The organism is Enterobacter cloacae complex sp. P2B, from assembly GCF_014895985.1.
Taxonomy (GTDB): Bacteria; Pseudomonadota; Gammaproteobacteria; order Enterobacterales; family Enterobacteriaceae; genus Enterobacter; species Enterobacter bugandensis.
On the sequence record NZ_JADBQQ010000020.1, the window covers coordinates 56581 to 69092 of the forward strand.

At 56.5% G+C, this 12512-nt stretch carries 13 protein-coding genes; 11 read left to right on the forward strand and 2 right to left on the reverse strand.

Going from position 1 to position 12512, the window contains the following annotated elements; all coding sequences use genetic code 11:
- Nucleotides 1-55 precede the first annotated feature (55 nt).
- The gene (gene mlaA / locus IM313_RS17410; RefSeq protein ID WP_028013975.1) at nt 56-808 is read left to right on the forward strand and encodes a phospholipid-binding lipoprotein MlaA; all 753 of its coding nucleotides are present in this window, start codon (nt 56-58) and stop codon (nt 806-808) included.
- Nucleotides 809-852: 44 nt separating this feature from the next.
- On the opposite strand, the gene fadL is transcribed toward mlaA, so the two are convergent.
- Nucleotides 853-2133, reverse strand: coding sequence for a long-chain fatty acid transporter FadL (gene fadL / locus IM313_RS17415; protein WP_041908871.1), 1281 nt, complete (start codon nt 2131-2133; stop codon nt 853-855).
- Nucleotides 2134-2505: 372 nt separating this feature from the next.
- Between fadL and IM313_RS17420 the strand changes: the two genes are divergently transcribed.
- The 4 genes from IM313_RS17420 (at nt 2506) to sixA (ending at nt 7189) form a co-directional block, all read left to right on the forward strand.
- On the forward strand, nt 2506-2790 hold the full coding sequence (locus IM313_RS17420; RefSeq protein ID WP_028013973.1) for a YfcZ/YiiS family protein: 285 nt from the start codon (nt 2506-2508) through the stop codon (nt 2788-2790).
- Nucleotides 2791-3036: 246 nt separating this feature from the next.
- The gene (gene fadI, locus IM313_RS17425; RefSeq protein WP_126345370.1) at nt 3037-4347 is read left to right on the forward strand and encodes an acetyl-CoA C-acyltransferase FadI; all 1311 of its coding nucleotides are present in this window, start codon (nt 3037-3039) and stop codon (nt 4345-4347) included.
- Nucleotides 4347-6494: a fatty acid oxidation complex subunit alpha FadJ gene (gene fadJ / locus IM313_RS17430; protein WP_192971251.1), complete on the forward strand. Its 2148-nt coding sequence runs from the start codon at nt 4347-4349 to the stop codon at nt 6492-6494. Before fadI ends, fadJ begins: the two co-directional genes overlap by 1 nt.
- A gap of 209 nt (nt 6495-6703) precedes the next feature.
- Nucleotides 6704-7189 (forward strand): phosphohistidine phosphatase SixA, encoded by a 486-nt coding sequence (gene sixA, locus IM313_RS17435; protein WP_003861375.1) that lies wholly within the window; start codon nt 6704-6706, stop codon nt 7187-7189.
- Nucleotides 7190-7235: 46 nt separating this feature from the next.
- On the opposite strand, the gene smrB is transcribed toward sixA, so the two are convergent.
- Complete coding sequence (gene smrB, locus IM313_RS17440) at nt 7236-7787, reverse strand: endonuclease SmrB (RefSeq protein ID WP_049000445.1); 552 nt, start codon at nt 7785-7787, stop codon at nt 7236-7238.
- A gap of 145 nt (nt 7788-7932) precedes the next feature.
- On the opposite strand from smrB, the gene prmB reads away from it, so the two are divergent.
- From prmB to IM313_RS17470, 6 genes are read left to right on the forward strand one after another with little or no spacing between them, the layout of a single operon-like run.
- Complete coding sequence (prmB, locus tag IM313_RS17445; protein WP_023312578.1) at nt 7933-8865, forward strand: 50S ribosomal protein L3 N(5)-glutamine methyltransferase; 933 nt, start codon at nt 7933-7935, stop codon at nt 8863-8865.
- A gap of 60 nt (nt 8866-8925) precedes the next feature.
- Nucleotides 8926-10011 (forward strand): chorismate synthase, encoded by a 1086-nt coding sequence (aroC, locus tag IM313_RS17450; protein ID WP_049000442.1) that lies wholly within the window; start codon nt 8926-8928, stop codon nt 10009-10011.
- Between the two features lie 2 nt (nt 10012-10013).
- Nucleotides 10014-10838 (forward strand): penicillin-insensitive murein endopeptidase, encoded by an 825-nt coding sequence (gene mepA / locus IM313_RS17455; RefSeq protein ID WP_041908880.1) that lies wholly within the window; start codon nt 10014-10016, stop codon nt 10836-10838.
- Nucleotides 10838-11647, forward strand: a complete 810-nt coding sequence (locus IM313_RS17460) for a sulfite exporter TauE/SafE family protein (RefSeq protein ID WP_028013968.1) — start codon at nt 10838-10840, stop codon at nt 11645-11647. The genes mepA and IM313_RS17460 overlap by 1 nt, the downstream gene beginning before the upstream one ends.
- Complete coding sequence (locus IM313_RS17465; protein WP_045259677.1) at nt 11647-12192, forward strand: elongation factor P hydroxylase; 546 nt, start codon at nt 11647-11649, stop codon at nt 12190-12192. The genes IM313_RS17460 and IM313_RS17465 overlap by 1 nt, the downstream gene beginning before the upstream one ends.
- Before the next feature lie 13 nt (nt 12193-12205).
- A complete protein-coding gene (locus IM313_RS17470) occupies nt 12206-12481 on the forward strand; it encodes a YfcL family protein (RefSeq protein WP_028013966.1) in 276 nt (91 codons plus the stop codon).
- Nucleotides 12482-12512 lie beyond the last annotated feature (31 nt).

The following is a 12512-nucleotide window of genomic DNA, read 5'->3' on the forward strand; positions in this document are numbered from 1 at the left end:
GATGCTCCGTTACGGATGGCAATCAACGATAGCCATACTGAACAGGGAGATATTTATGAAACTTCGGCTGTCGGCGCTTGCGCTGGGCGCGACGATGCTTGTGGGCTGCGCCAGCTCCGGGGAGCAAACGGGACGCTCCGATCCTCTCGAAGGATTTAACCGCTCTATGTATAGCTTCAACTACAACGTGCTGGACCCGTATGTGGTTCGCCCGGTGGCAGTAGCATGGCGCGATTACGTTCCACAGCCCGCGCGTAACGGGTTAAGCAATTTTACCAGCAACCTCGAAGAGCCTGCGGTGATGGTGAACTATTTCCTGCAGGGCGATCCTTATCAGGGGATGGTGCACTTTACCCGCTTCTTCCTGAACTCCATTCTGGGGATGGGTGGTTTTATTGATGTTGCAGGTATGGCAAACCCGAAACTGCAGCGTGAACAGCCGCACCGTTTCGGCAGTACGCTGGGGCATTATGGTGTCGGTTACGGTCCTTACGTCCATCTGCCGTTCTATGGCAGCTTCACCGTGCGTGATGATGGCGGCGATATGGTCGATACGCTGTATCCGGTTCTGTCGTGGCTGACCTGGCCGCTGTCGGTGGGTAAATGGACGGTGGAAGGGATTGAAACCCGTGCGCAACTGCTCGATTCAGACGGTCTGCTGCGCCAGTCGTCCGATCCGTACATTATGGTGCGTGAAGCGTACTTCCAGAATCATGACTTTATCGCCAACGGCGGCAAGCTGAAGCCGGAAGATAATCCAAACGCGAAGGCAATTGAAAACGAACTCAAAGATATTGATTCGGAATAAATAAAAAAGGTGAGCAACGCTCACCTTTTTTGATCCCTGCGCGATTAGAACGCGTAGTTGAAGTTAGTACCGAACAGCCAGGCTTTACCTTCAGAGGTAAATTCGTACGGGCCTTCCTTGAAGGTCACTTTCTGGCCATGCATATAAGATACGCCCGCATCGACAGAAGCATTCTCGTTGAACGCGTAGGTTGCACCAGCACTCACCCAGAAGCGGTCCTGATCCGGAATGGAAATGGAGCGCTTATCAGCCGGTACCGGGCTGTCATCGAATGCGATACCGGTACGGAATGTCCAGTTATCATCCATATAATAGGTGGTACCCAACGCAATGCGATAGGCGTCGTGGAAGCTCTCGTCCTTATAGAACAGCGTTTGACCGTTGGTGCCGGTCGCTTTCAGCTCCTGGAACTGGCTCCAGCTGGTATAGGCCAGGCTATAGTGAATAGCCCACTGTGGCGCTACGCGGTTGTAACCTGAGACTTCCCACATTTCTGGCAGATGCAGTGACAGTGAGCCAGGGACAGTTTGACCGGAAGTCCCCCACGGGATAGTGGTACCCGCACCAGGGACCAGGCTGTTGACCGGCGTCAGGATGCCGCTCTTGTAATCGCCGTCGAAGTCAATTTTTACTTCGGAACGATAGGTCAGGCCCCAGCGGTTGTTTTTGTCCAGCTCGTACAGAATACCGGCGTTCCAGCCATAGCCCCACTCATCACCCTTCAGGCTGGCAATTTTGTTGCTGTTTTTCGGCAGGCGAGCCGTTTGTTCACCGGCGTAACGCTCAATTTTTGCATCGGCGTAGACGGCATCAAAGCCCAGACCGAAGCTCCAGCTGTCGTTCAGACGATAAGCACCGCTCAGGTTCAGGTTTAGCGTTGTCAGGTCTGTTTTACCGCCGTATTCGCCTGCCGGGTAGTTGTTATTGAACTCGGTAGCAAGGCCATAGTTAGACGTGACGGATGCGCCCCAGCCAAATTGTTCATTGATTGGTGCAACGAAGTGCAGGTTAGGTACCCACGCCGTTGGCGCAATGTTATCTGCTTTCAGGCTCGCACCAGATGGTGACGTGCCGGAAATGTTGACATCAGGATCGATATACACCGCACCAGCAGAGAAGGTCGGGCGATCGAACATCATGATTAATGCAGGGTTACGGCTTGCGTTACCCGCATCATCAGCGATTGCACCTTCCCCTGAATACGCGCGGCCAAGGCCAGAGGAAGAAAATTCGTTTAGCTGAAAGCCCGCTGACCAGGCGGAAGTAGAGACGATTGCCACTGCGACTGCCAGCGCAGTCTTGTTGAACAGGGTTTTCTGGCTCATGACCATAACCTCATTGAGTTATTTTTATTCAATAATTGTTACATACCGTAACAGGAGCGCGAAGTGTAGGGTCTGAGGTATGACAGACAAATCAGACCAGTGGCCAGAGTATAGGTCCGACCAGCCTGAATGTTGCAAGTTTGTTTATTAATATTTTCAAACATGTTTCTTGAAACGAGATCTGGTTGGCAAAATTGTGACCATCGCGGCTCACCCAAAAGGGTGGTTTTTGTTTTAGATCATTTTTTAGTGTGATATCGGTCACTTATCCGATTTTGCGCCATTAACGGCTGGAGAGAGCCAGCGCTGGGGCGTAAAATATCAGCATCGTGTTTATCTCGCGCGCAGCGCGAATACAGAGGAAATTGAGCTATGAGTAAATGCAGTGCTGATGAAACCCCGGTTTGCTGCTGTATGGATGTTGGCACCATCATGGACAACACCGATTGCACCGCGTCTTACAGCCGTGTGTTCACCAACCGCGCCGAAGCCGAAGAAACGCTGGCCGCGCTGAGCAAGCGCGCGCGTGATGTGGAGTCCGATCCGTGTGAAATCAAATCTACCTTCACGGAAGTGGACGGCGGCGTGAAGCTGGATATCGACTTTGTTTTTGCCTGCGAAGCTGAAACGCTGATTTTCCAGCTCGGTCTGCGTTAATCCTTTTTGCCCGGCGGCGCTTCGCTTGCACGGGCCTGGGATCGTGTAGGCCGGGTAAGGCACCGTCGCCACCCGGCAACAAACCGCACAATTGCCTCTGCCATGCAGGGGCATTTTCTTTTTCTTCTCTGTGTTTTACCTCGCATTTTTAAGCTTCCCCGATTGGCTGAATGTAAAAAAATGGTTAAGACTGTTATCAGGTCAGACCACTTTATAGTCATGTAAAATTTTTCACAGGGGAAGGTTATGAGTCAGGCATTACCGCTAATCACCCGACAAGGTGACCGCATTGCCATTGTCAGCGGTCTGCGTACGCCGTTTGCACGTCAGGCGACGGCGTTTCACGGTATACCGGCTGTCGATCTGGGGAAAATGGTAGTGGGGGAGATGCTGGCTCGCAGCGAAATTCCGCCTGAGGTCATCGAACAGCTGGTCTTCGGCCAGGTGGTACAGATGCCTGAAGCCCCTAACATTGCGCGGGAGATTGTTCTCGGTACCGGCATGAACGTTCATACCGATGCCTACAGCGTCAGCCGCGCGTGCGCGACCAGCTTCCAGGCGGTAGCAAACGTGGCGGAAAGCCTGATGGCGGGCACCATTCGCGCCGGGATTGCAGGTGGCGCCGATTCTTCCTCCGTACTGCCGATTGGAGTCAGTAAAAAGCTGGCCCGCATTCTGGTGGATGCTAATAAAGCCCGCACCACCGGTGCGAAGCTCAAACTCTTCTCGCGTTTACGCCTGCGCGATCTCTTGCCCGTGCCACCTGCCGTCGCGGAATATTCGACTGGCCTGCGAATGGGCGATACCGCCGAGCAGATGGCCAAAACCTACGGCATCACCCGCGAGCAGCAGGATGCGCTGGCGCATCGCTCGCATCAGCTGGCAGCGAAAGCCTGGTCGGAGGGCAAACTCACCGACGAGGTCATGACCGCCTACACGCCTCCCTATCGAGAGCCTCTTACTGAAGACAACAATATTCGTGGCACCTCGACGCTGGCGGATTACGCCAAACTGCGCCCGGCGTTTGACCGCAAGCACGGCACCGTGACGGCGGCCAACAGTACGCCGCTGACCGATGGTGCTGCTGCGGTGATCCTGATGACGGAGTCGCGTGCAAAAGAGCTGGGCATCACGCCGCTGGGCTATTTGCGCAGCTATGCCTTTACCGCCATTGATGTCTGGCAGGACATGCTGTTAGGTCCGGCGTGGTCCACGCCGCTGGCGCTGGATCGCGCGGGGCTAACCCTGGCGGATTTAACCCTGATTGATATGCACGAAGCCTTTGCCGCGCAAACCCTGGCAAACGTGCAGCTGCTGGCAAGCGAGCGTTTTGCACGCGACGTGCTGGGCCGCGCCCATGCCACCGGCGAAGTGGATCAGAGCAAATTCAACGTGCTGGGTGGGTCGATCGCCTACGGCCATCCGTTTGCGGCCACGGGTGCGCGAATGATCACCCAGACACTACACGAACTCCGTCGCCGCGGCGGTGGGTTTGGTCTCGTCACCGCCTGCGCGGCGGGCGGCCTTGGGGCAGCAATGGTTCTGGAGGCTGAATAATGGATATGCCATCTGCATTTAATCTGACGGTTCGCCTCGATAACGTCGCGGTTATCACTATTGATGTGCCTGATGAAAAGATGAATACCCTGAAGGCTGAATTCGGCACTCAGGTTCGCGCCATGCTCAAGCAGATCCGCGAAAATAAAGCGATTCGTGGTCTGGTCTTTATCTCGGCTAAGCCGGATAACTTTATTGCCGGGGCCGATATCAACATGATCGCCCGAGCGAAAAGCGCGCAGGAAGCTGAAGATCTGGCGCGTCAGGGACAGCAGGTGATGGCTGAAATCAACGCTCTGCCGATTCCGGTTATTGCCGCGATCCACGGTGCCTGCCTGGGCGGCGGGCTGGAGCTGGCGCTGGCCTGTCACAGCCGTATCTGCACTGACGATCCGAAAACCGTTTTAGGGTTGCCAGAAGTGCAGTTAGGCCTGCTGCCGGGATCGGGTGGAACACAGCGTCTGCCGCGTCTGGTTGGGGTTAGCACCGCCCTGGAGATGATTTTAACCGGTAAGCAGCTACGCCCCCGTCAGGCACTGAAAGTGGGGGTGGTTGACGACGTCGTTCCGCACACCATTTTACTGGACGCTGCCGTTGAGCTGGCGCTGAAGGGACGTCAGACAAAACGTCTTCTCCCTGTACGCGAGCGCGTGCTGGCAGGGCCACTGGGTCGCGCGCTTCTGTTCAACATGGTAGGCAAAAAGACAGAGCAAAAAACCAAAGGCAACTACCCGGCGGCAAAGCGCATTCTGGAAGTGATGGAAACCGGGTTGTCGCAGGGCAGCAGCAGCGGCTATGCCGCTGAAGCCAAAGCCTTTGGCGAACTGGCGATGACGCCGCAGTCGCAGGCGCTGCGCAGCATCTTCTTCGCCAGTACTGAGGTGAAAAAAGATCCGGGCAGCGAGGCTGAGCCTGCGCCGCTGCGCGCCGTTGGCGTGCTGGGCGGTGGGCTGATGGGCGGCGGAATCGCGTTTGTTACCGCCAGCAAAGGCAAATTGCCCGTGCGTATCAAAGACATCAGCGCAAAGGGCATCAACCACGCGCTGCAGTACAGCTGGCAGAACCTTGATCGGAAGGTCAAACGCCGCCATATCAAGGCAAGCGAGCGTGATAAAACCCTGGCGACGATCTCCGGCACGACGGATTACAGCGGTTTTGCGCACCGGGACCTGGTGATTGAAGCCGTATTTGAAGACCTGGCGCTTAAGCAGCAGATGGTGGCTGACGTGGAGCAGCACTGCGCGCGGCACACTATTTTCGCCTCAAACACCTCGTCTTTACCGATTGGCGATATCGCGGCGAAAGCTGCTCGTCCGGAGCAGGTCATTGGTCTGCACTTTTTCAGTCCGGTCGAAAAAATGCCGCTGGTGGAGGTGATCCCGCACGCCACGACCAGCCCGCAGACCATCGCCACCGTGGTGAAGCTGGCGAAAAAACAGGGTAAAACCCCAATCGTGGTCGCGGACAAGGCTGGCTTCTACGTCAACCGTATTCTGGCACCCTATATCAACGAAGCGATGCGGCTGCTGACGGAAGGGGAGAAAATCGAGCACGTTGACGAGGCGCTCGTAAAGTTTGGCTTCCCCGTCGGTCCAATCCAACTTTTGGATGAGGTGGGAATAGACACCGGCACTAAAATTATACCTGTGCTGGAAGCGGCTTATGGCGATCGTTTTACCCCGCCTGCAAACATTGTTTCTGCAATTTTGAAGGACGATCGCAAAGGCAGAAAAAATGAACGCGGTTTCTATCTTTACGGCGCGAAAGGGCGTAAAAGCAAGAAACAGGTCGACCCTTCGGTTTATGGGCTTATTTCGGCCACCGGTCAGGGAAGACTGTCTGCCGTTCAGTGCGCAGAACGTTGCGTGATGATGATGCTCAATGAAGCGGCGCGCTGCTTTGGTGAAGAGGTGATCAAGAGCGCACGCGATGGCGACATCGGCGCGGTATTTGGTATTGGTTTCCCGCCGTTCCTTGGCGGCCCGTTCCGTTACATGGATACGCTCGGTGCGGGTGAAGTGGTTGTCATTTTGCAACGTCTGGCCTCGCAATACGGTCCGCGGTTTACACCGTGTGACGAATTATTGCAGATGGCGGAGCGGGGCCAGACATTCTGGCCTGCAAGGGAAACTGATTTCGTAAACTGAAGTCAAAGAAGGGTAAATCCTGAGGTGAATGAACCTGTTCTGGCGATTTTGTAAACAGAGATTGACTATACTTACGCCATTGAGGTAAAAAACAGCGTTTCATTCACCGAATGGATCAGGCACAATGCCCGGCCATCGGGTTTTCTACCTCAGAGCATTAATCGCGGGTAGTTAACGCCGGTGATTCTGGTTAACAAAAGCGGTGCAATATGCAAGTTTTTATCATGCGTCACGGCGACGCGGCACTCGATGCCGCCAGTGACTCAGTACGTCCTTTAACCGTCTGTGGCTGTGACGAATCCCGTCAAATGGCGACGTGGCTTAAAGGTCAAAAAGTGGACATTGAACGCGTTCTGGTGAGTCCGTTCCTGCGTGCAGAACAGACGCTGGACGTGGTAGGGGAGTGTATGAACCTGCCATCCAGCGTGGACGTTCTCCCTGAGCTGACGCCATGCGGCGATGTCGGTCTTGTCAGCGCTTACCTTCAGGCGCTGTGCAATGAAGGTGTCGCTTCCGCACTGGTCATTTCCCACCTGCCGCTGGTCGGCTATCTGGTATCTGAGCTGTGCCCGGGCGAAACGCCGCCAATGTTCACCACTTCCGCCATTGCCAACGTCACTCTCGACGAAACCGGCAAAGGGGTCTTCAACTGGCAAATGAGCCCGTGCAACCTGAAGATGGCAAAAGCCATCTGACGTGACGTGTGACAGGGCGGGGTACTACGTGTTTCCCGCCCTTCTGTCAGGGCAACTCTGGCGGCTGCCACTCCTCAATTTCAATCAACACCAGCAATGCGGCATCGCCGCCGTACTCTTTCGGTGCCTGATGAAACGCCATCACGTGCGGGTGCTGAGCCAGCCACAGCGGCGTCTGTTGCTTCAGAATGTGTTTACCGTGGCCGTGCATCACGCAGGCGCAAAAAACGTGTTCGCGACGACAGGCGGCAATCAACGCCCCCAGCTCCTGTTTCGCCTGCATCTGCGTTAGGCCGTGCAGATCGAGAAACAGCTCCGGCGAATAATCTCCGCGTCGTAACTTTTTCAGCTCAAAATGGCTGACGTCTTCGCGCACGTACTTCACAGCCCCTTGCGTATTGAGCAGCGGCTGAAATTCATCTGAAAAATAGTGGCTGTTATCCGCCTGCTCCTGGAGCAGCCGTTTGACCGGAACTTCGCTGATTTTTTTACGCTGCGGACGGTGGACAATCGTGTCCTGCGCGATTTTACGCGTCCCGGTCATCAGCTGGCGGAAGAGAGCCTGATCCTCCTCGCTGAGCGATGTTTTCTTTTTCATTCGTCATTCTCATCTCGTATTTCCGATAGTGTACCCGACTAAACGCATTTTTTAACCTCAAGCGGTACGCGTCATTGCTGATTTATCGCCGTCTTCATGGCAAACTAGCCGCCGAAAATTATGCGAGCATGCCCTGGAGGAAAGAGTGGATAAAATATTTGTCGATGAAGCAGTAAACGAGCTGCATACCATACAGGACATGTTGCGCTGGTCGGTTAGCCGCTTCAGCGCCGCTAATATCTGGTACGGTCACGGTACCGATAACCCGTGGGACGAGGCCGTTCAGCTGGTGCTGCCGTCTCTTTACCTGCCGCTGGACATTCCGGAAGACATGCGCACCGCGCGCCTGACCTCCAGCGAAAAACATCGCATCGTTGAGCGCGTGATCCGTCGCGTAAACGAGCGCATTCCGGTCGCCTATCTGACCAACAAAGCCTGGTTCTGCGGCCACGAGTTTTACGTCGATGAACGCGTGCTGGTACCGCGCTCGCCGATTGGTGAGCTGATCAACAATCACTTTGAAGGCCTGATTAACCATCAGCCGCAGCACATTCTCGATATGTGCACCGGCAGTGGCTGCATCGCTATTGCCTGCGCCTACGCTTTCCCTGAAGCGGAAGTGGACGCCGTCGATATCTCCACCGACGCGCTGGCCGTGACCGAACACAACATCGAAGAGCACGGCCTGATCCATCACGTCACGCCAATCCGCTCTGACCTGTTCCGCGACCTGCCGACGCTGCAGTACGATCTGATCGTCACTAACCCGCCGTACGTCGATGCAGAAGACATGTCCGATCTGCCGAACGAATATCGTCACGAGCCGGAGCTGGGCCTGGCGTCAGGCTCTGACGGCCTGAAGCTGACCCGCCGCATTCTGGCCTGCGCGCCGGATTACCTGACCGATGACGGCGTTCTGATTTGTGAAGTGGGCAACAGCATGGTACATCTGATAGAGCAGTACCCGGATGTGCCGTTCACCTGGCTTGAGTTCGACAACGGCGGTGACGGCGTCTTTATGCTGACCAAAGCGCAGCTGCTCGACGCGCGCGAGCATTTCAGCATCTATAAAGATTAATCCAGCGGGCTTCGGCCCGTTTCACAACGCTCAAACACAAACAACAACATCGGAGCCGTGATGGCAGGAAACAGTATTGGACAGTTATTCCGCGTGACCACCTTTGGCGAGTCGCACGGGCTGGCGCTGGGCTGTATCGTTGATGGCGTACCGCCAGGCATCGAACTGACCGAAGCAGATTTACAGCACGACCTTGACCGCCGTCGTCCGGGCACCTCTCGCTACACCACGCAGCGTCGCGAGCCGGACCAGGTCAAAATTCTCTCCGGCGTTTTTGAAGGCCGCACCACCGGCACCAGCATTGGTCTGCTGATTGAAAACACCGATCAGCGCTCTCAGGACTACGGTGCTATCAAGGACGTGTTCCGCCCGGGCCATGCCGACTACACCTACGAGCAAAAGTACGGCTTTCGCGACTATCGCGGCGGCGGACGCTCTTCCGCGCGTGAAACCGCGATGCGCGTGGCCGCTGGCGCGATTGCTAAAAAGTATTTGCAGCAGAAATTTGGCATCGTCATTCGCGGCTGTCTGTCCCAGATGGGCGACATTCCGCTGGCGATCAAAGACTGGGATCAGGTCGAGCAAAACCCGTTCTTCTGCGCCGATGCGGATAAGCTTGACGCGCTGGACGAACTGATGCGCGGCCTGAAAAAAGAGGGCGACTCCATTGGCGCGAAAGTCACCGTGGTGGCAGATGGCGTCCCGGCTGGCTGGGGCGAGCCGGTATTTGACCGTCTCGACGCCGATATCGCCCACGCGCTGATGAGCATCAACGCGGTGAAGGGCGTCGAGATTGGCGACGGCTTCGACGTGGTGGCGCTTCGCGGCAGCCAGAACCGCGACGAAATCACGAAAGCGGGCTTCCAGAGCAACCATGCGGGCGGCATTCTCGGCGGTATCAGCAGTGGACAGCAGATTATTGCCAACATCGCGCTGAAGCCGACCTCAAGCATCACCGTGCCGGGCCACACGATTAACCGCTCAGGCGAAGAAGTTGAGATGATCACCAAAGGTCGTCACGATCCGTGCGTGGGGATCCGTGCGGTGCCGATCGCGGAAGCGATGCTGGCGATCGTGCTGATGGATCACTTCCTGCGCCAGCGCGCGCAGAACGCGGACGTGACGACCACCATTCCACGCTGGTAAACATGAAAAAAACCGCAATTGCTCTGCTGGCGCTGCTGGCCAGTGGAGCCAGTCTGGCCGCCACGCCGTGGCAAAAAATCACCCATCCGGTGGCGGGAAGCGCGCAGTCCATCGGCGCCTTCTCTAACGGCTGTATCGTGGGCGCGCAGGAGCTGCCGCTGCAATCAGATACCTATCAGGTGATGCGTACCGACCAGCGTCGTTACTTCGGCCACCCTGATCTGGTGCTGTTCATTCAGCGACTGGGGAACCAGGTGCATAACCTGGGGCTGGGGACGATGCTGATTGGCGATATGGGGATGCCTGCCGGTGGCCGCTTTAACGGCGGGCACGCCAGCCACCAGACCGGACTGGATGTCGACATCTTCCTGCAGCTGCCGAAAACGCGCTGGACGTCTGCGCAGCTGCTGAAGCCGCAGGCGCTGGATCTGGTGTCGCGCGACGGCAAAAGCGTGGTGCCATCACTGTGGTCACGGGATATTTCGAGCCTGATCAAGCTGGCGGCGAAAGATAACGACGTCACGCGGATTTTCGTCAACCCGGCGATCAAGCAGCAGCTTTGCCTGGATGCGGGGACGGATCGCGACTGGCTGCGCAAAGTGCGCCCGTGGTTCCAGCATCGTGCGCATATGCACGTTCGTCTGCGCTGCCCGGCGAACAGCCTGGAATGTGAAGATCAGCCGCTACCGCCGCCAGGCGATGGCTGTGGTTACGAACTGCAAAGCTGGTTTGAGCCGGCAAAACCTGGAACCTCTAAGCCTGAGAAGAAGACACCGCCTCCGTTGCCGCCTTCCTGCCAGGCGCTACTGGATGAGCATGTACTTTAATGGATAATTTCGTCGATCTGTTTATGGTGTCACCGCTGCTGCTGGTGGTGCTGTTCTTCGTGGCCATGCTGGCCGGTTTTATCGATGCGCTCGCGGGCGGCGGCGGGCTGTTAACCGTGCCCGCGCTGCTGGCGGCGGGCATGAGCCCGGCGCAGGCGCTTGCCACCAATAAGCTGCAGGCCTGCGGCGGCTCGCTTTCGGCGTCGCTCTATTTTATCCGCCGCAAGGTGGTGAATCTCGCCGACCAGAAGCTCAATATCCTGATGACCTTTATCGGCTCAACGTCGGGCGCGCTGCTGGTGCAGCACGTGCAGTCGGATATTTTGCGCCAGATCCTGCCGGTTCTGGTTATCTGCATCGGTCTCTATTTCCTGCTGATGCCTAAGCTCGGCGAGGAAGACCGGGCGCGGCGGCTGCACGGCCTGCCGTTTGCGCTGATTGCCGGTGGCTGCGTCGGCTTTTACGACGGCTTCTTTGGCCCGGGGGCAGGCTCGTTTTACGCGCTGGCGTTCGTGACGCTGGCCGGCTTTAACCTCGCTAAATCCACCGCCCACGCTAAGGTGCTGAATGCGACCTCGAACGTCGGCGGCCTGCTGCTGTTTATCATTGGCGGCAAGGTTATCTGGGCAACCGGGTTTGTGATGATGGCAGGGCAGTTTTTGGGCGCGCGCGCAGGCTCGCGTCTGGTATTAAGCAAAGGGCAAAAGCTGATCCGCCCGATGATTGTTGTCGTCTCGGCGGTGATGAGCGCCAAACTTCTTTATGACAGCCATGGACAGGAGATCCTCACCTGGTTGGGGATGAACTAATGAACAGTACGCATAAATACGAACAGCTGATTGAGATCTTCGATAGCTGTTTTGCTGATGATTTTAATACCCGTCTGATTAAAGGCGACGACGAACCGATCTATCTTCCTGCTGATGCAGAGGTTCCGTACAACCGCATCGTCTTTGCCCACGGCTTTTACGCCAGCGGTTTGCACGAGATTTCGCACTGGTGCATCGCGGGGAAAGCGCGTCGCGAGCTGGTGGACTTCGGTTACTGGTACTGTCCGGACGGGCGCGACGCCGCCACCCAGGGCCAGTTTGAAGACGTGGAAGTGAAGCCGCAGGCGCTGGAATGGCTGTTCTGCGTGGCGGCGGGTTTCCCGTTCAACGTGAGCTGTGACAACCTTGAAGGTGACTTTGAGCCAGACCGTATCGTCTTCCAGCGCCGCGTGCATGCGCAGGTGATGGAGTATCTTGAGAAAGGCATCCCGGAACGTCCGGCGCGCCTGATCGAGGCTTTACAGAATTATTACCACACGCCGGAGATCACGGCGGAATGCTTCCCTTGGCCGGAAGATCTTTAACAGAGGAAAGAAGATGATCGCAGAATTTGAATCACGCATTCTGGCGTTAATTGATGACATGGTGGAACACGCCAGTGATGATGAGCTGTTCGCCAGCGGTTATCTGCGTGGTCACCTGACGCTGGCGGTAGCCGAGCTGGAAGCAGGTGACGATCACTCTGCCGACGCCGTTCACGCTGAAGTCACGCGCAGCCTGGAAAAAGCCATTCTGGCCGGGGAGCTCTCTCCGCGCGACCAGTCTCTGGTGCTGGGGATGTGGGACAATTTATTCCAGCAGGCTAAACGCTAAGCCGCTGTCCACTCTTCCCTCTCCCCTTTGG

Excerpts from the sequence above, each read along its gene's own strand:
- fadI (WP_126345370.1), top strand. The coding sequence starts at position 3,037 with ATGAGTCAGGCATTACCGCTAATCACCCGACAAGGTGACCGCATTGCC.
- mepA (WP_041908880.1), top strand. The coding sequence starts at position 10,014 with ATGAAAAAAACCGCAATTGCTCTGCTGGCGCTGCTGGCCAGTGGAGCC.
- IM313_RS17470 (WP_028013966.1), top strand. The coding sequence starts at position 12,206 with ATGATCGCAGAATTTGAATCACGCATTCTGGCGTTAATTGATGACATG.
- mlaA (WP_028013975.1), top strand. The coding sequence starts at position 56 with ATGAAACTTCGGCTGTCGGCGCTTGCGCTGGGCGCGACGATGCTTGTG.
- aroC (WP_049000442.1), top strand. The coding sequence starts at position 8,926 with ATGGCAGGAAACAGTATTGGACAGTTATTCCGCGTGACCACCTTTGGC.
- sixA (WP_003861375.1), top strand. The coding sequence starts at position 6,704 with ATGCAAGTTTTTATCATGCGTCACGGCGACGCGGCACTCGATGCCGCC.
- smrB (WP_049000445.1), bottom strand. The coding sequence starts at position 7,787 with ATGAAAAAGAAAACATCGCTCAGCGAGGAGGATCAGGCTCTCTTCCGC.
- fadJ (WP_192971251.1), top strand. The coding sequence starts at position 4,347 with ATGGATATGCCATCTGCATTTAATCTGACGGTTCGCCTCGATAACGTC.
- fadL (WP_041908871.1), bottom strand. The coding sequence starts at position 2,133 with ATGAGCCAGAAAACCCTGTTCAACAAGACTGCGCTGGCAGTCGCAGTG.
- IM313_RS17460 (WP_028013968.1), top strand. The coding sequence starts at position 10,838 with ATGGATAATTTCGTCGATCTGTTTATGGTGTCACCGCTGCTGCTGGTG.
- IM313_RS17420 (WP_028013973.1), top strand. The coding sequence starts at position 2,506 with ATGAGTAAATGCAGTGCTGATGAAACCCCGGTTTGCTGCTGTATGGAT.
- IM313_RS17465 (WP_045259677.1), top strand. The coding sequence starts at position 11,647 with ATGAACAGTACGCATAAATACGAACAGCTGATTGAGATCTTCGATAGC.